The sequence below is a fragment of the Hydrogenophilus hirschii genome (assembly GCF_054656675.1).
Genome location: NZ_BAAHXQ010000001.1, coordinates 629,163 through 647,656, shown reverse-complemented (window position 1 = coordinate 647,656; position 18,494 = coordinate 629,163). Strand labels below are relative to the sequence as shown.

The 18,494-nt window shown below is 60.0% G+C and carries 14 protein-coding genes and 1 pseudogene; 9 read left to right on the top strand and 6 right to left on the bottom strand.

Translation table 11 applies throughout. The annotated features are described in order from the left end of the window. Window positions 1-87 precede the first annotated feature (87 nt). The 6 genes from ACYQ4Z_RS03260 to fba all read left to right on the top strand — a co-directional run bounded on the left by ACYQ4Z_RS03260 (window position 88) and on the right by fba (window position 7,584). On the top strand, window positions 88-1,167 hold the full coding sequence (locus ACYQ4Z_RS03260) for a class 1 fructose-bisphosphatase (RefSeq protein WP_459860028.1): 1,080 nt from the start codon (window positions 88-90) through the stop codon (window positions 1,165-1,167). A gap of 32 nt (window positions 1,168-1,199) precedes the next feature. Then, window positions 1,200-2,084, top strand: a complete 885-nt coding sequence (locus ACYQ4Z_RS03255; protein ID WP_459860027.1) for a phosphoribulokinase — start codon at window positions 1,200-1,202, stop codon at window positions 2,082-2,084. Between the two features lie 55 nt (window positions 2,085-2,139). Next, on the top strand, window positions 2,140-4,125 hold the full coding sequence (gene tkt, locus ACYQ4Z_RS03250) for a transketolase (protein ID WP_459860465.1): 1,986 nt from the start codon (window positions 2,140-2,142) through the stop codon (window positions 4,123-4,125). Between the two features lie 59 nt (window positions 4,126-4,184). Beyond that, a complete protein-coding gene (gene gap / locus ACYQ4Z_RS03245) occupies window positions 4,185-5,192 on the top strand; it encodes a type I glyceraldehyde-3-phosphate dehydrogenase (RefSeq protein WP_119334871.1) in 1,008 nt (335 codons plus the stop codon). Between the two features lie 80 nt (window positions 5,193-5,272). Then, window positions 5,273-6,475, top strand: coding sequence for a phosphoglycerate kinase (locus ACYQ4Z_RS03240; RefSeq protein WP_459860026.1), 1,203 nt, complete (start codon window positions 5,273-5,275; stop codon window positions 6,473-6,475). Between the two features lie 62 nt (window positions 6,476-6,537). Next, window positions 6,538-7,584 carry a class II fructose-bisphosphate aldolase gene (fba, locus tag ACYQ4Z_RS03235; protein WP_459860025.1) on the top strand — a complete coding sequence of 349 codons (1,047 nt, stop codon included), beginning with the start codon at window positions 6,538-6,540 and terminating at the stop codon, window positions 7,582-7,584. Between the two features lie 52 nt (window positions 7,585-7,636). On the opposite strand, the gene ACYQ4Z_RS03230 is transcribed toward fba, so the two are convergent. The 5 genes from ACYQ4Z_RS03230 to ACYQ4Z_RS03210 are packed head-to-tail and all read right to left on the bottom strand — an operon-like array spanning window position 7,637 to window position 12,823. After that, a complete protein-coding gene (locus ACYQ4Z_RS03230) occupies window positions 7,637-8,902 on the bottom strand; it encodes a sulfate adenylyltransferase subunit 1 (protein WP_219972500.1) in 1,266 nt (421 codons plus the stop codon). Further along, window positions 8,902-9,837, bottom strand: a complete 936-nt coding sequence (gene cysD, locus ACYQ4Z_RS03225) for a sulfate adenylyltransferase subunit CysD (RefSeq protein WP_119336069.1) — start codon at window positions 9,835-9,837, stop codon at window positions 8,902-8,904. The genes ACYQ4Z_RS03230 and cysD overlap by 1 nt, the downstream gene beginning before the upstream one ends. Window positions 9,838-9,871: 34 nt before the next feature. Then, on the bottom strand, window positions 9,872-10,627 hold the full coding sequence (locus ACYQ4Z_RS03220; protein WP_219972502.1) for a phosphoadenylyl-sulfate reductase: 756 nt from the start codon (window positions 10,625-10,627) through the stop codon (window positions 9,872-9,874). Between the two features lie 2 nt (window positions 10,628-10,629). Next, window positions 10,630-11,097: a DUF934 domain-containing protein gene (locus ACYQ4Z_RS03215; protein ID WP_170141269.1), complete on the bottom strand. Its 468-nt coding sequence runs from the start codon at window positions 11,095-11,097 to the stop codon at window positions 10,630-10,632. Beyond that, window positions 11,084-12,823, bottom strand: a complete 1,740-nt coding sequence (locus ACYQ4Z_RS03210) for a nitrite/sulfite reductase (protein WP_459860023.1) — start codon at window positions 12,821-12,823, stop codon at window positions 11,084-11,086. The genes ACYQ4Z_RS03215 and ACYQ4Z_RS03210 overlap by 14 nt, the downstream gene beginning before the upstream one ends. 540 nt (window positions 12,824-13,363) lie before the next feature. Between ACYQ4Z_RS03210 and ACYQ4Z_RS03205 the strand changes: the two are divergent. The 3 genes and pseudogenes from ACYQ4Z_RS03205 to ACYQ4Z_RS03195 form a co-directional block, all read left to right on the top strand. Further along, window positions 13,364-14,805: pseudogene (locus ACYQ4Z_RS03205) on the top strand (alpha,alpha-trehalose-phosphate synthase (UDP-forming)); the annotation flags it as partial. Between the two features lie 25 nt (window positions 14,806-14,830). Next, entirely contained in the window at window positions 14,831-15,544 is a 714-nt protein-coding gene (gene otsB, locus ACYQ4Z_RS03200; protein WP_219972506.1) for a trehalose-phosphatase, read from the top strand. 12 nt (window positions 15,545-15,556) lie between these two features. Continuing rightward, window positions 15,557-17,368, top strand: coding sequence for a glycoside hydrolase family 15 protein (locus ACYQ4Z_RS03195; RefSeq protein ID WP_459860022.1), 1,812 nt, complete (start codon window positions 15,557-15,559; stop codon window positions 17,366-17,368). A gap of 58 nt (window positions 17,369-17,426) precedes the next feature. Here ACYQ4Z_RS03195 and ACYQ4Z_RS03190 read toward each other — a convergent pair whose 3' ends face one another. Then, window positions 17,427-18,479 carry an MBL fold metallo-hydrolase gene (locus ACYQ4Z_RS03190; RefSeq protein ID WP_459860021.1) on the bottom strand — a complete coding sequence of 351 codons (1,053 nt, stop codon included), beginning with the start codon at window positions 18,477-18,479 and terminating at the stop codon, window positions 17,427-17,429. Window positions 18,480-18,494: the final 15 nt, after the last annotated feature.

The window sequence follows — 18,494 nt, the reverse complement described above, 5'->3', positions numbered from 1 at the left end:
AAGAAAAAAATAAAAAAATTCAACTTCACTTTATCACAAGTTTATTTTATCTTCGCAGCAATGACAATAGCGGAGAGGAGTTGTTCCATGTCTTGGGCCCACACGCCAACGCTCACGCAATACCTGATCGAGGAGCGGCGCCGCTACCCACAAGCAAGCGGCGACTTCAACGCGTTGATTCTCGACATGGCGCGCGCCTGCAAAGCGATCGCGCGGCAAGTAGCCTACGGGGCGCTCGGCAAGTCCAACCATGCCGTGACCACCACCATCAACGTGCAGGGCGAAGAACAAAAACCGCTCGACGTGATCAGCAACGAATGCTTCATGCGCCTCACCGAGTGGGGGGGGTACCTCGCCGCGATGGCCTCGGAAGAGATGGACGAACCCTACCTCATTCCGGAACAATATCCGCGCGGGCGCTATCTCCTCCTCTTCGATCCGCTCGACGGTTCGTCCAACATCGACGTCAACGTCTCGGTGGGATCGATCTTCTCGGTCCTGCGCGCCCCAGAAGGGAAAACGGAGATCACCATTGAAGACTTCCTACAACCGGGCACACAACAGGTGGCGGCCGGGTACGCGATCTACGGCCCGATGACGATGCTCGTTCTCACCGTCGGGCGGGGTGTCGTCGGCTTCACGCTCGATCCCGATTTCGGCGAATTCATGCTTACCCACCCGAACATTCGGATTCCCGAAAGCACCAAGGAGTTCGCGATCAACACCTCCAACGCCCGCTTCTGGGAACCACCGGTGAAGCGCTACGTCGATGAGTGCCTCAAAGGGAAAACCGGCCCCCGCGGCAAAGACTTCAACATGCGCTGGGTCGCGTCGCTTGTTGCGGAAACGCACCGGATCCTCTCCCGTGGCGGGGTCTTTCTCTACCCGCGCGACAACAAGGAACCCAAGAAACCGGGGCGGCTGCGGCTTCTCTACGAATGCAACCCGATCGGGATGATCGTCGAACAGGCTGGCGGACGCGCCTCGACCGGTTACGGTCCGGTGCTCGAAGTGCAGCCCACCGAACTCCATCAGCGCATCGGTTTCGTCTTCGGTTCCCGCGAAGAGGTCGAACGGATCGAACAGTACCACAACGACCCGGACGCGAGCCCGGTCGATCTGCCGCTCTTTGCCGAACGAACCCTCTTTCGCGACGAAACCCTCTAACACCGCCGCATTTTCACCATTGGGAGCAAACGATGTCCGCAAAACACCCGATCATCGCAATCACCGGCTCGTCCGGTGCTGGCACAAGCACCGTGATGCGCACCTTCGTCAATATCTTCCGCCGTGAAGGGGTCAAAGCCGTACTCGTCGAGGGCGATTCGTTCCACGCGTACGACCGCGCCGCGATGCGGCAGAAAATGGCCGAAGAAGAGGCCAAGGGCAACCGCCATTTCAGCCATTTCGGCCCGGAGGCGAACCTCTTCGGTGAGCTGGAAAACCTCTTCAAAACCTATAGCGAAACGGGCCGCGGCCGCATTCGCCACTACGTTCATAATGAAGAGGAAGCCAAACAGTACGGCGTTGCTCCCGGCTGCTTCACCGATTGGGAAGAGATTCCCGAAGACACCGATCTGCTCTTCTATGAAGGGCTGCACGGCGCGGTGGTGACCCCCGAACAGAACATCGCGCAGTACCCGGACCTTTTGATCGGGGTCGTTCCGGTGATCAACCTCGAATGGATCCAAAAGCTGTGGCGCGACCGTAAAGAGCGCGGCTACTCCACCGAAGCAGTGACCGATACCATTTTGCGCCGCATGCCCGATTACGTCCATTACATCGTGCCGCAGTTTGGGCGCACGCACGTCAATTTCCAGCGCGTGCCGGTGGTCGACACCTCCAATCCCTTCATCGCCCGTGACATCCCCACGGCCGACGAAAGCCTTGTGATCATCCGTTTCGCCAACCCCAAAGGGATCGACTTCCCGTACCTCTTGAACATGATCAACGGTTCGTTCATGAGCCGCGCCAACACCATCGTCGTTCCGGGTGGCAAGATGGAGCTGGCGATGCAACTCATCTTCACGCCATTTGTCTGGCGCTTCATGGAACGGCGCAAGCGCGCATTGGGAATCGCGTAAAATTCACCTTTTGACTTGGGGAGAGTGTCTCGTGACCGAACCGATCCAAACCCAGATGGCCAACGCATTGCGCTTCTTGGCCGTCGACGCCACGAACGCTGCAAACTCGGGGCACCCTGGTGCGCCCCTTGGCATGGCCGAAATGGCGGTGGCGCTGTGGCGGGACCACCTGCGCGTCGCACCACAAGCCCCAACCTGGCCCAACCGGGACCGTTTCGTCCTCTCGAACGGCCACGCGTCGATGTTGATCTACGCGCTGCTGCACCTCACCGGGTTCGACCTGCCGCTCGACGAACTCAAGCGCTTTCGCCAGCTGGGCAGCAAAACCGCCGGTCACCCCGAATACGGCCACACGCCCGGTGTCGAAACCACGACCGGCCCGCTTGGACAAGGCTTTGCCAACGCGGTGGGTATGGCACTGGCCGAAAAGCTGCTTGCGGCGGAGTTCAACACGCCCGAACACCCCCTCATCGACCACTTCACCTACGTCTTTTTGGGGGACGGCTGCCTGATGGAGGGGATCAGCCACGAAGCGGCGTCGCTGGCCGGAACGCTTCGGTTGTCGAAACTGATTTGCCTCTATGACGACAACGGGATCTCGATCGACGGTGCGGTCAGCGATTGGTTCAGCGACGACACCGCGCAGCGCTTCGCTGCGTACCACTGGAACGTGATCGGCCCGATCGACGGGCATGACGTCGCCGCGGTCTCCGCCGCGATCGCGCAAGCCAAAGCGCAAGCGGCAACCCCAGACGGAAAACCGACGCTGATCATCTGCCGCACCACGATCGGCAAAGGTTCCCCGGTCAAGGAAGGCACCTGCGACATCCACGGCGCACCGATCGGCACGGAAGCTGCAGCGAAAATGCGCGAGGCGCTCGGCTGGCCCTACGCCCCGTTCGAGATTCCCGAAGCCATCTACGCTGCGTGGGACAAACGGGCACAAGGCGAACGGCTCGTTGCTGATTGGGAAACGCAACTCGCTGCATACTGCGCCGCCTACCCGGAAAAAGGGTCGGAACTCAAGCGGCGACTCGCCGGCGAACTCCCAGTTGACTGGAAGGACATCAAAGCGCGCCTTTTCGCGGCTGCGGCAGCGGACGAAGGCAACCCGGCCACCCGCAAGGCGAGCCAAAACGCACTCAATGTGCTGGGGCCAGCAGTACCCGAACTCTTCGGCGGGTCGGCAGACCTCACCCATTCGAACCTCACTGACTTCAAAGGGGCAACGCCGGTGCGCCGCGACCAGTTCGGGCGCCACCTCTCGTACGGCGTTCGCGAATTCGCGATGGCTGCGATCATGAACGGCGTGGCACTCCACCGCGGCTACCTCCCCTACGGTGGTACCTTCCTCGTCTTCTCCGACTACGCCCGCAACGCGATCCGCATGGCCGCGTTGATGCAGCAGCGGGTGGTGCACGTGCTCACGCACGATTCGATCGGCCTGGGCGAAGATGGCCCGACCCACCAACCGGTGGAACACATCCCGAGCCTTCGACTCATCCCCAACCTGGAAGTGTGGCGCCCGGCTGACGCGCTCGAAACCGCAGTCGCGTGGACCGCAGCGATCGAACGGGCGGACGGTCCCACCGCGCTTGTCCTCTCTCGGCAGAACCTGCCCAAGATCCACACGGATCCGGGCAAAGCCAGCGAAATCGCTTGCGGCGGCTACGTCGTCGCCGAACACGGTACCCCCCAAATCGTATTCATTGCCACCGGTTCTGAAGTCAGTCTGGCGCTCCAAGCTGCCGAACGGCTCGCGGAAATGATGGTAGGATCGCGCGTGGTCTCAATACCGTGTGTCGAACGCTTTGCGGCGCAACCCGAACACTACCGGGCGAGTATCCTGCCCGAAGGGTTGCCGAAGGTGGCGATCGAAGCGGCACACCCCGACCTTTGGTACCGCTGGGTAGGCGCAAACGGTGCCGTGATCGGTATCGACCGCTTCGGTGAATCGGCACCTGCCAACGAACTCTTTGCGCACTTCGGCTTTACGGTCGAGCGCGTGGTGGCAACCGCACAAGCGCTTCTTGGCCGCTGAGAGACCAAACAACCAGGGCGTTTTTATTCTTGTATTCTTGTATTGTGAAGGAGTCCGTCATGACGATTCGCATTGGTATCAATGGCTTTGGCCGAATCGGCCGCATGGTATTGCGCGCCGTGGTCAAAGAAGCAGAGTTTCAAGACATCGAGGTCGTAGCGGTCAATGACCTGCTCGAACCTGACTACCTTGCATATATGCTCAAATACGATTCGGTGCATGGCCGGTTGCCTGTCACCGTTGAAGTGCAAAACGGGAACCTCGTCGTCGCTGGCAAAACCATCCGTGTCACTGCGCACAAAGACCCCGCACAACTGGCGTGGGGCGAGGTTGGCGTCGATGTCGTCGTCGAATCGACTGGGCTCTTCCTCACCGGCGAAACGTGTCAGAAGCACCTCGACGCGGGCGCGAAGAAAGTGGTGCAATCGGCACCGTCGAAAGACGACACCCCGATGTTCGTCTATGGCGTCAACCACACCTCTTACGCCGGACAAACGATCGTCTCGGCCGCGAGCTGCACCACCAACTGCCTGGCACCGGTCGCGAAAGTGCTCCACGACCAGTTCGGCATCGTGCGCGGGCTGATGAGCACCGTGCATGCGGCAACCGCCACGCAGAAGACGGTGGATGGTCCGTCGGCAAAAGATTGGCGCGGCGGTCGTGGCATTCTCGAAAACATCATCCCCTCCTCCACCGGTGCAGCGAAAGCGGTCGGAAAAGTGATTCCGTCGCTCAACAAGAAGCTTACCGGAATGGCGTTCCGGGTTCCCACCTCCGACGTTTCGGTGGTCGATCTCACCGTTCAACTCGAAAAAGAGACCACCTATGAGGCGATCTGTGCGGCAATGAAAGCCGCAAGTGAAGGCGAACTCAAAGGCGTGCTCGGTTATACCGAAGACGCGGTGGTCGCCACCGACTTCCGGGGCTGCCCGCAGCCGTCGATCTTCGACGCGAAAGCGGGCATCATGCTCGACCCCACTTTCGTCAAGGTGGTCTCCTGGTATGACAACGAATACGGCTACACCTGCAACATGCTCCGCTTCGTCCGTCACGTCGCACAGAACTGAGCCGCACGCGACGAACCACTGAGCGGCTGCCCTGATCGCCCATCCGGGTGGATCAGGGCAACGATGGAGAGGAATGGATCATGAAAGCAAAAAAATTTGCGGAATTGGTGGCACAGGGGGCCGTACAGGGGAAGCGCGTCTTTATCCGCGCCGACCTCAACGTGCCGCTTGCCGAAAACGGCTCGGTCGCGGACGACACCCGCATCCGCGCCAGCCTTCCTGCGATCCGAATGGCGCTCGAGGGCGGCGCCGCAGCGGTGCTCGTCACCTCCCACCTGGGCCGTCCCAAAGAGGAGGAGCCCCAAGCCAAAGACTCACTGGCACCGGTCGCGGCCCGAATGGCGGAACTCCTTGGCCGCCCCGTGCGCCTCGTCACCGATTGGGTCGACGGCCAATTCACCACGGCACCCGGCGAAGTAGTGCTGCTCGAGAACTGCCGGTTGAACGTCGGCGAAAAGAAAAACAACCCGGAACTTGCGCAGAGAATCGCCAAACTGGCCGATATCTTCGTCCATGACGCGTTTGGCACCGCGCACCGCGCCGAAGCGACCACCTACGGCGTCTTCGAATACGCACCCGTTGCGTGCGCGGGGCCACTCTTGGTGCAAGAGGTCGAAGCGATCGAAAAAGTGGTCGCGAATCCTCCCCGCCCTTTGATCGCGATCGTCGCCGGCTCCAAAGTGTCGACCAAACTCACCGTGCTGCAAAACCTGGCCGAAAAGGTCGATACCCTGATCGTCGGTGGCGGCATTCTCAACACCTTCCTGATGGCGGCCGGAAAACCGGTCGGGAAGAGCCTTGTCGAACCCGATCTCGTCGGCGAAGCGAAAGCCGTCCAAGAGAAGATGGCCGCGCGCGGCGCGGATGTGCCGCTACCCGAAGATGTCGTCGTCGCGTCGGAGTTCCGTGCCGACGCCCCCGCGACGGTCAAAGCCACCGAAGCAGTCGCCGCCGACGAGATGATCCTCGACGTCGGCCCCCAATTTGCCGAACGGATCGCCCAAACCATCGAAGCGTGCACCGGTGCGGTCGTCTGGAACGGGCCGCTTGGAGTCTTCGAGTTCGACGCGTTCGCGAAAGGCACCGAGCGGCTTGCGCGCGCGATCGCTGCCTGCCCCGGTTTCACCCTTGCTGGCGGCGGGGACACGATCGCCGCGATCGAAAAATTCGGGATTGCTGACCAAGTGGATTACATCTCGACCGGCGGTGGCGCCTTTTTGGAAATGCTCGAAGGCAAAGTGCTGCCCGCAATCGAAATCCTCGCCAAACGCGCTGAGGACTGACCGGTTTTCACCCAAGGACGCCCGCATCGTGCGGGCACCGTCTCAAGCTAAGGAGGTTCCCAATGGCACTCATCTCGTTGCGACAGTTGCTTGACCACGCCGCCGAACACGGCTACGGCGTTCCCGCGTTCAACGTGAACAACCTCGAACAGGTTCAGGCGATCATGGAAGCGGCCGCAGAAACCCGCAGCCCCGTGATCCTGCAAGCCTCGGCCGGTGCGCGCAAATACGCCGGTGAGACGTTCCTTGCGCACCTCGTTACGGCGGCGATCGAAGCCTACCCCGATATCCCGGTCTGCATGCATCAAGACCACGGCGCCTCCCCTGCCGTCTGCGTGCAGGCGATTCGCTTGGGCTTTTCCAGTGTGATGATGGACGGCTCCCTCCTTGAAGACCAGAAAACCCCCTCCTCCTACGAATACAACGTCGAAGTCACCCGCAAAGTATCGGAAATCGCCCACTCGGTGGGCGTCTCGGTCGAAGGCGAGCTTGGCTGCTTGGGTTCGCTCGAAACCGGCCAGGCGGGGAAAGAGGATGGGGTTGGCGCAGAGGGGACGCTCGACCACTCGATGCTGCTTACTGACCCAGACCAAGCCAAGGATTTCGTCGAACAAACGGGCGTGGATGCGCTTGCGATCGCGATCGGCACCAGCCACGGCGCATACAAATTCACCCGCAAACCCACCGGGGATATCCTCGCGATCGAGCGGGTCAAAGCAATTCATGCCAAGATCCCCAACACCCACCTCGTGATGCACGGTTCTTCGAGCGTCCCGCAGGAATTGCTTGAAGAAATTCGCCAGTTCGGCGGTGAGATGAAAGAGACCTACGGCGTGCCGGTCGGAGAAATCCAAACGGCAATCAAATACGGCGTTCGCAAGGTCAATATCGATACCGATATTCGCTTGGCGATGACCGCTGCGATTCGTCGTTTTCTTGCCCAAAATCCGTCGAAGTTCGACCCACGCGAATATTTGAAACCCGCCCGCGCCGCCGCGAAAGCAATTTGCGTGGCGCGCTACCAAGCGTTCGGGTGCACTGGCATGGCCGACAAGATCAAACCGATGCCACTCAAAGAAGCCGCTCGCTACTACTACGGCGTCAAATAACCGATCACTCCCTGGTGTTGGCCCCGCTCACGAAAGCGGGGCTTTTTTTCGTTCACGCCCATTCACGAATCACACCGCCTGCGACCGTGTCGCCCGTTGCGGGATCGAAAAGGATGAACGCCCCCAAAGCGCGGTCTTGTTCGTAACGTTCCGCGACGATCGGCGCCGAAAGCTTCACGCGCACCCGCCCGATGTCGTTCGCGGTGAGCGTATCGACATCCTCACGCCGCATCGACGCCACGTCCCAGCGATATTCGATCGAATCGATCTTCGCTTTCACCTCACGGGTCGTTTGCCGCAACCCGTAAACGCGACGTCGATCGAGCGGACCATTCGCAAGCCACGCCAGATCGGCCACCAACGCACGCGTTACCGCCGGCATGGGTTCGTCGCTACGCACGATCATGTCGCCACGCGAAACATCCAAATCGCCTTGCAGCCGGAGCATCACCGACTGGCCCGCCCGTGCAGCCGTCAAGGACCGTCCCCCCAATTCGATCGCGAGCACCGTCGTCGCTAACCCTGCTGGCAACACAGTCACCGCATCCCCTACGGCAACCGAACCGGAAGCCACCATTCCCGCATAGCCCCGGTAATCGTGCAGTGTGGGATCGTCCGCGGCTTGGGGTCGGCACACCCATTGCACAGGGAATCGAAAAGACTCTGCTTTGCCCGTGTGGGCAGAAGGGACCGACTCCAGCACTTCGAGCAGGGTGGGGCCGTGATACCAAGGCATCCGCTCCCCCCGTTCGACTACCATGTCCCCTTCGAGCGCCGAAATCGGCAGATAGCGTCGATCGGCCCGCAATTGCGCCTGCACCGCAAAGGTTTCGAACGCCGCTTGCACCGCGGCGAACGGTTCGGGGTCGTAACCGACCAAATCCATCTTGTTCACGGCGATCACCAAATGGGGGATTCCCATCAGTTCGCACAACAACGCGTGCCGCCGCGTTTGCGTCGTCAATCCCTGACGCACGTCGACCATCAACACGGCCAGCTCAGCCGTACTGGCTGCGGTGACCATATTTCGCGTGTATTGTTCGTGACCCGGTGCGTCGGCGATGATGAAATTGCGTCGTCCCGTACTGAAATAGCGGTACGCCACGTCGATGGTGATGCCCTGCTCCCGCTCTGCGATCAACCCATCCGTGAGGAGCGACAAATCGATCCGCGACAACCCCCGCCGTTCGCTGGCATGACTCACCCCTTCCAACGTATCGACCAAGACGGCTCGCGTATCGTAGAGCAGCCGCCCAATCAACGTGCTCTTGCCATCATCGACGCTCCCGCACGTCATGAACCGCAATACGTCACTCATCAGAAATACCCCTCGCGTTTGCGTTGTTCCATCGATGCCTCATGGGTTTGATCGTCGAGCCGCGTCGCGCCCCGTTCCGAAATCATCGTCTCGGCCGTCTCGCGAATGATCGCTTCCACCGTGGTCGCCCGACTTTCCACCGGCGCGGTACACGTCATGTCACCTACGGTGCGGAAACGGACCCAAACCGGCTCGACCACTTCTCCCTCTTTGGGCGGGGTGAGCGGCGTCACGGGCGCCAACAAACGTCCGCGGCGAACACAGGGACGCTCATGCGCAAAATAGATCGATGGCAACGCGAGCCGTTCACGCGCGATGTACCGCCAAACGTCGAGTTCGGTCCAGTTGCTGATCGGAAACGCGCGCACATGCCATCCCGGTGGAATATGCCCGTTGTACAGATTCCACAATTCCGGGCGCTGCGCCTTCGGGTCCCACTGTCCAAACTCGTCGCGCAGACTGAAAACCCGTTCTTTTGCCCGCGCTTTCTCTTCGTCACGTCTGGCGCCCCCGATCAAGCAGTCGAAACCGAACTCCTCGATCGCTTCCAAAAGCGTCACCGACTGGTGGCGGTTGCGAGATTCCAACGGATGCGCAAGACGCACCGTACCTCGGCGGATCGAGTCCTCGACCGAGCGCACGATCAACCGCTCACCGAGCTCCTTGGCACGCGCGTCGCGAAACGCGATCACCTCCGGATAGTTGTGGCCGGTATCGATGTGCAACAGGGGAAAGGGAAAACGCGCGGGTCGAAAGGCCTTTTCTGCCAAGCGCAACAGGCAGACCGAATCTTTGCCCCCGGAAAAGAGAAGCGCCGGACGCTGAAATTGCGCAGCCACTTCCCGCAAAATATAAATCGCTTCTGCTTCCAACCAATCCAACGTTTCGTCGTCCCAAAGCTGGGGCTCTGTAGCCGTCTGATGGGTTCGCGTCATGGTTGTTTCACTCATGGTTGTCCTTTCGTCTCGCTTACCGTTCGACCACCGCGACGGGATCGCGACGGTGTAAGCCACACTCTCGCGTTTCCGCGTGCTCCCACCACCAGCGCCCCGCGCGCGGGTCTTCACCCACCGAGACGGCACGCGTGCACGGCGCACAGCCGATGCTGGGATAGAACGCGTCGTGCAACGGATGGTAGGGAACCTGATAGAGCCGGATATAGGCCCAAACCTCCTCGTGGGTCCAATCCCAAAGGGGGCTGATTTTCCACAAACCGTGCGCTTCGTCCCACGCTTTGGGTTCGAGCTGCGCGCGTGTCACGTTTTGTTGCCGCCGCAACCCAGTGACCCACGCCTTTTGCCCGGCAAGCGCACGTTTGAGCGGCAACACCTTACGGGCTTCACAGCACGCGTGGCGGGCTTCCAGGCTGTGGTAAAAACCATTGATTCCGTAGCGGCGCACCACCCGTTCCACATCAGCGGCTTCGGGTGCATAAACGGCGAAACGCAGCCCATAGTGGGCCTCGGTCTTCGCCAACGTCGCGTAGGTCTCTTCCGGAAGCCGTCCGGTATCCAAAACGAACGGTGCAACTTGATCGCGGAAAGGACTTTTCGCCACCAAATCGATCACGACCTGATCTTCTGCGCCCAAACTGGAAGCAAAAACGACGTTTCCCCACTCGGCAACCGCCTCTTCGAGCAAGCGAAGGGCACTGGCGCGCTTTGCTTGCACCTGTTCGCGCAATTGGGGATCGTCCAGATTGGGATGCATGTACGGATGACTCATCGTCACACCTCGATTTCAGAAACGGGTTGCTCGGCTCGATCACGACGCACGCGTAACCACAGGGGTTGCGGTACGGCGCTGCTCGCCTGATAGGGTTCGGTAAAGACTCGCAGCAAGCGGGGCCCCAGTTCGCATAACGTTTCGTACGGATAGCGTTCCGGATCCGGCGCAAAACCGGTAAATCCGCAGCGACGGAGGTAATCGAGTTGATCGAGCAGAAAATGGCCAACGGCAAAGAGTGGTCCGTGCCAACCCCGCGCGCGCAAGATTGTCGCGAGAGAAAACGGTCGTCCGTCGGTGAATTTGGGGAATTCGATCGCGATCGCTTCCACGTGCGCCAACGCTTCGTCGGGAAGCCATGCGGGATCGTCCTCGACGGTCATCCACACCGCCGCGCTCGGTTCGGTCATCGGTTTGAAACGTTCGCGGTCGAAGGGATGTACCGCACCCTCGAGATCAAGCCACCACATGGTCGTGCTCCTGATTCTGTTGCGGGGAAACGCCGGATTCGCCACCATAAACCGCCGTTTTGAACGGTTCGACCCCGACACGGGCCACCGTCTCGGCAAACCGTTCTTCGGGACGCCGCAACGCCAGGTAGGTATCGAGCAACCGCTCGATCGCCGGCGCGACCGCCTCTGCGCGCACCGACGGCCCGATCACCTGTCCCAAACGCAAATCGTTCCCCTCTTGACCGCCGATCGTGATCTGATACCACTCTTCCCCCTTTTTGTCGACACCGAGGACACCAATCGCACCCAGATGGTGGTGTCCACACGCGTTCATGCAACCGGAAAGGTTGATCGCCACTTTGCCGAGCGCTGCCAAACGTTTCGGATCCCGATCCAACTGCGCGATCACCGCTTGCGCAACCGGAATCGAACGGGCGTTCGCCAACGCGCAGTAATCCCCCCCTGGGCACGAAATCACGTCGGTTGCCAACCGGAACGTGGGTCGGCCAAACCCCAACGCGCGGACTTCCCGCCACAACGCCGGGAGCGCCGCTTCCGGAACCCACGCCAATACCAAATTTTGTTCGTGCGTTACCCGAATTTCACCGTCGGCATAGCGCTCACTCCAATCGGCGATCGCACGCATCTCTTCAGCGGTCACATCACCCGGAGCACGCTCATGCCGTTTCGTCACCAGAGCCACCGCGACGAATCCCAGCACCCGATGCGGTAGGACGTTGCGACTCCGCCAGCGTGCGAACGCCCGTTCCTCACCAGCATCGCGGAGCGTAGGTTGTGCTTGCTCCGCGCGCCATTTCGACGCCGTGCGCGCCGCCCGTTCGTCGTCCTCTGCGAAATGGGCTGCGATACGCGCAACCTCATGCCGCCAGCCGTCGCGGTATGCTGCGACCACCGTGTCACCACGCACCCGCTCGGCATCGACTGCGGCACGAAATGCCTCGACACCCAACGCCTGCAGCAAAATTTTGATGCGCGCTTTATACTTGTTGTCGCGGCGGCCAAAACGGTTATAGACCCGAAGAATCGCTTCCAACGTTGGAATGAGCTCTGCCGCGGGGACACGCGCGTAGAGGCGCTGCCCCACCATCGGGGTTCTACCCAAACCGCCGCCCACGTAGACGTCGAACTCGGGCGCCAACGGATCATCGGTTGGGTACAGGTCCAAGCCGATGTCATGCGCTCGGATCGCAGCACGATCTTCCTTGGCGCCATTTACTGCGATCTTGAATTTCCGCGGCAGAAAAGCAAACTCCGGATGAAACGTCGCCCATTGGCGGATGAATTCGCACCACGGCCGGGGATCGACCCGTTCGTCAGCGGCAACCCCAGCCAACGCATCGGTGGTGATGTTCCGAATGCAGTTGCCCGAGGTTTGAATGGCGTGCAGATCGTGTTCGGCCAAAAACGCCAAAATCTCAGCGGTTTCCTCAAGCCGAACCCAATTGAACTGGATGTTCTGACGGGTCGTGAAGTGCCCGTAGCCTCGATCCCAGCGTTCGGCAACGGTTGCCAATGCGCGCAACTGATCCGCGGAAAGGAGCCCATAAGGGATCGCCACCCGCAACATCGGCGCATGCCGTTGAATGTAGAGTCCATTTTGGAGACGAAGCGGCAAAAACTCTTCGTCGCGCAGCGCGCCTGACAGGTAACGCGCCAACTGATCGCGATATTGCGCCACACGTTCAGCAACCAGTTGTCGGTCATACGTATCGTAACGGTACATCGGTGCCCTTGCCTTTTTCGAATGAGGTTATGGCAAGTGTAGCGATCGAGCTTAGACAATTTAAGCTACTAAAAATTTGGTTTTTATGTCTTTTGATCATAAACGCGATGTCTATCCGCTCCGACTTAGCATCCCGATCGCGGCACACCTTTTGGTGACCGCCGCTTACCAACGGTACAATGCCAATCTGGGTATAAACAAGGAGTGATCCGCGTGGAACCCCTACGGCAACTCCTGCACAAGACCCTTCGCCGCCGGGTACTCCCTTTGGCGATCGGCTTTGCTCTGGTCACGGCGTTTTTTGCCTTTTCGTTTGCCCATCTCCTCTTGGCGGATCAAGACTCCCCCCTTCACGGTCGGCTCATCCTGGCGTTATGGAGGTTCGCCCTGGTTTTTGTGGGGGTCGCAGTCGCCGCGGAAGTCACCTCACGCTTCATCGTCGATCGGCTGCCCGCCACACCACTTCCCCCCACTCAAGCGAAACAAACGGAATCATCGGGGGCATCCGCCACGAACCCATCCGGGGACACCTTTCGCCCGCCGCAACGTGACCTGAAACGGTTGGTCGCTGATCTCGAAGAAGAACTTCGCCAGCGCGCACGTGACGAAAGCCAAACCACCTGGACCGCGGCCACCCTCAAATCGGTTTTGCGCGGCGAACTCCGCGGTGAAGAGGTTTTGGTCGTCTCCAACCGCGAACCTTATGTCCACAACGACGCGGTGACACCATCGTCGTCAACCGTCCCGCAAGCGGCTTAGTGACTGCACTCGAACCGGTGATGCGGGCCTGTTCTGGTGTTTGGATCGCGCACGGAAGTGGCTCTGCCGACCGGGATGTCGTCGATGCGCGCGACCATGTGGCTGTCCCGCCGGATAACCCTGCTTATGAACTGCGCCGGATCTGGCTTTCCCCGTTGGAAGAGGAAGGGTTTTATTACGGTTTTGCCAACGAAGGGTTGTGGCCCTTGTGCCACATCGCGCACGTTCGACCGACCTTCCGTACGTCGGACTGGGAGCAGTATCTGGCCGTCAATCAACGGTTCGCCGACGCCGTCGTCGAAGAGGCAAAGACGAACGACCCCATCGTACTGGTGCAGGACTACCATTTCGCCCTGCTGCCGCGGATGATTCGCAAGCGCTTACCCAAAGCGACGATCATCACGTTCTGGCATATCCCTTGGCCAAACCCCGAAGTCTTCACGATCAGTCCCTGGGCCACCGAACTGGTCGAAGGGCTGCTTGGATCGAGCATCCTCGGTTTCCACACCCAAGCCCACTGCCTCAACTTCATGGATACGGTGGACCGCTTGCTTGAAGCCCGTGTCGACCGCGAAACGTACGAAGTCACCCATGATCAGCACACCACCGCGGTGCGTCGTTACCCGATTTCGATCGAATGGCCTCCGGCTGCGGCGATGACGGCGCATCCGGTCGAGGTCTGCCATCGGGAAATTCGTGCGGAAAACAATCTCCCGCTGGATTGCCGCTTGGGCGTCGGGGTCGATCGCCTCGATTACACCAAAGGCATCATCGAACGCTTTCGCGCCATCGAGCGCCTGCTCGAACTCAACCCGGAATGGATCGGCCGCTTCTCCTTCGTCCAAATTTCTGCGCCAAGCCGGTCGCGTTTGGACGAATACCAGAGTTATGAAGCGCAAGTGCGCGCATTGGCCACCCGGATCAATGAACGCTTCTGCCCCTCCGGACGTTCCGGACCACCTCCGATCATCCTCAAAATCGAGCACCATCCTCCAGAAATGCCCGAAGCTTTGATCATCAACCCCTACAATGCCAATCAGTGCGCCGCGGCGCTCCATTTGGCGCTCACGATGCCCGCGGAAGAACAAGCGTTGCGCATGCGCCTGATGCGGCGGCTCATCAGTGAATTCAACGTCTATCGCTGGGCGGGACGGATGCTGCTCGATGCGGCGATCATGCGTCAACGCAGTCGCTTGCCGGAACTTCCCCTTTCGACGACTTGATCGCGAATCGCCGTCTGCCGAAAAGATGATGCTTGCGCGTCCGCCTACCCCCAAAGCCGACTGGGCCTATTTTTGTGACATCGATGGCACCCTCGTAGCGTTTGCAAAGCATCCAGACGCAGTAGAAGTCCGCGAAGAGGCACGCCACGTCTTACAACAGCTCTTTTGCGTAACCCACGGGGCGGTGGCTCTCGTGAGCGGTCGTTCGTTGGCATCGATCGACGCACTTTTTCACCTCCCCTTTCTCCCCGCCGCTGGACTCCACGGCCTAGAACGCCGGGATCCGGACGGCACTCGCCTGCCCGGACGAGAACAGCTCTTACCGGCGCTCACAGCGTTGGCTGCCCGTTTCCCCGGACTGCTGCTCGAAGACAAAGGGATCGCACTGGCACTCCACTACCGACAGGCCCCGCGGCTGGGAGGCTACCTGTCGCATACGATCAAACGCCTCGTTGCCCCTTTTCCCGAACTCACCGTACTCAATGGAAAATACGTCTTCGAGCTCAAACCCCACGTTGCGAACAAAGGCGAAGCGATCGCCGCGTTCATGAGAATACCTCCTTTTTGCGGACGAACACCCGTCTTTCTGGGCGACGACGTGACCGACGAATACGGTTTCGAACGCATCAACCAGCTGGGTGGCCTCAGCATCAAGGTGGGCCCCGGACAAACCCTTGCCCGTTATCGTCTCCCAAATATCGAAGCGGCGCTTACTTGGTTACAATCACTCACCCATTGAATTTTTTCCATCATGCACACGCTCAATCTTGGCCTTGTCGGCAACTGTTCGATCAGCGCGCTGATCGACCCCCTGGGTGAAGTCGTCTGGAGCTGCTTTCCGCGCTTCGACGGTGATCCGATCTTCTGTTCACTCCTGAGCCACGACGGTGACGCGGTGGCATCACGCCAACAGGGGTTTTACCGCATCGAACTGGTCGACTGCGTGCGTTCGGAACAACACTACCTGGAAAACACTGCCGTCTTGGTCACCCGGCTCTTCGATACCCACGGCGGCGCCATCGAAATCACCGATTTCTGTCCGCGCTTCCTGCAATTCGGCCGCCTCTTCCGCCCGATGATGCTCGTCCGGATGGTCAAACCCCTTGCGGGATCCCCCCGTATTCGCATCCGGATCCGGCCGGTTTGGGATTATGGCGCGACGGACTCGGAGCGTACCTACGGCAGCCACCACATCCGCTATATCGGACCCAACCTGGTCGTGCGCCTCACGACCAACGCACCGATCACCGCGGTTGCCGAAGAGCTCCCCTTCTTTCTCAACGACCGGATCGTGCTCCTCTTGGGGCCAGACGAATCGCTCCAAGACGATCTGCGCGAAACGGCCAACCGCTTTTACCACAATACCGTCGAATACTGGCGTGACTGGGTGCGCCATCTGGCCATTCCGTTCGAATGGCAAGAAGCGGTCATCCGCGCGGCGATCGCGCTCAAGCTCAACGAATTCGAAGATACCGGAGCGATCATCGCTGCGATGACCACCTCGATCCCGGAAGCACCGAACACCGTCCGCAACTGGGACTACCGCTACTGTTGGCTGCGCGACGCCTATTTCGTGCTCAACACCCTGAACCGCTTGGGACAGACGACCACACTCGAACACTACTTGGGCTACCTGCTGAGCGTCACCGCGAACGCGCACCACCACGAACTGCAACCCGTCTATGGGATCGACGGCCGCGCCGACCTCACTGAGCGAACCTTCGATACGCTGTCCGGTTATCGCGGCATGGACCCGGTTCGGGTGGGCAATCAAGCGTTTGTTCAGCGCCAGAACGACGTTTACGGTGCGGCGATTTTGGCCGTTGCCCACGCTTTTTTCGACAAGCGCTTGCGGCGTCGCGGTGACATTGCACTCTTCGAACAACTCGAACCGCTGGGTGAGCGCGCCGTGGCGCTCTACGACCAGCCCGATGCCGGACTTTGGGAATTACGCAACCATCAGCGCGTGCACACCTTTTCGGCGATCATGTGTTGGGCGGCGTGTAACCGTTTGGCGCACATCGCTGCCCGTCTGGGGCGAACCGAACGGGCCGCCTATTGGCACCACCACGCCGCTACCATCAAAAACGTGATCCTGAAACGGGGTTGGAGCGAGCCGAAACAGACCTTCACCGCCGCTTTCGAGGGCGAAACACTCGACGCCAGTTTGCTGTTGATCGCCGAACTCGGTTTCCTTCCTGCGGATGATCCGCGTTTCGTCGCAACCGTTGCCGCGATCGAGCGCGAGTTGCGTCGCGGTGACTTCATTTTCCGCTATACCGAAGCCGACGATTTCGGCACGCCGCAAACGGCATTTTTGGTCTGCACCTTCTGGTACATCAACGCACTCACCGCAATGGGCCGAAAAGAGGAAGCGCGCGCACACTTCGAACGCATTCTCGCGTTGCGTAACCCCTTGGGACTTCTTTCGGAAGATGCCGACCCCGAAACGGGAGAACTGTGGGGCAATTTCGTCCAAACCTACAGCATGGCGGGTATCGTGCAATGCGCGATCCGCCTTTCGAAACATTGGGACCAAGCGATCTGCGAAAGTTGCCCCTGACCATCCAGCAGAACCAAAGCTGACGAATGGTCCGCAAAGCCATTGTGAGGGAAGGACGTCAGTCGAGCTTGCCTTGTAGCGCCAAGCGTTCCGCTTCGAGCACCGCCAGGCTCACGTATTTGCCGATGTTGTTTTGCCACCCTTTGGTTTCGGCCGCTTTGCTCGCCACCCGCGGATCTTTGAGCACCAGTGCCTTCGCCTCAGATGGGTCGAGCCCTTCGTCGAATGCTTTCATGGCATTTTCCCAGATGCCCGCGAACAGTTCGCGTTGCCAATCGAGCACCATGTGACTTGGCCTGCCATGTCCGGGTACCCAAAGATGACCGGGACAAGCCGCTTTGAGCGCGTCGATGAAATGCAGGGACCCCGGGTATGAACCATCGTCCATGTTGGCGATGCGGCGATCCATTGCGACGTCGCCGACATGGGTCACTTTGTCTTCGACCACTTCGAAGCAGAGATCGCCGGGCGTATGGGCACGACCGTAATGGTGGCAACGGATCGTCACATTGCCGAAGCGGAACGTGTCACCGTGGTTCGCTTCCCGATTGGGTGGAATCAATTTCGTTCCGGCAGTCGCGCCATTGGTCCACCGCTCGAGCAAGTTCAGCCACAAATTCCCCTCTTTCTTTGCAATCGCCTCTTTGGTGAACGGGTGCGCATAGAAGGGGAGTTCACCGAACGCTTCGAAATAGGCGTGCGCGGCCAAGTAATGATCGCCGTGGTAATGGCTTGCGAAAATCGCGACCACCGGTTTGTCGGTGACGGTACGGATCATGCGGATCGCCATCTCGCCGATCTGCACCGACCCGCCACCGTCCAAGATCACCACCCCGTCGTCGGTGACGACGAAGGTGATGTTCGACATCATCCCGCGGTTTTCCGGTGTCGGAAAACCGTCTTTCGCGTAGATCATCCACACGTGTTCGCTCAGCTGTTCCGGCGCAATGTCGGGAACAGGCGGCCCTTTTATGAAGAGTTCGGCGTCTTTGGCAAACGCACGGATTTCCTCGTGCCAATAACCGCCAACGCCTGCCAGGAGCGAAGCAGCAACCGCTCCTTTGATCAGCCGACGGCGACGCCAATCGATCGAACCGCTGTCGCGTTTCATAACGCCCTCCGATCC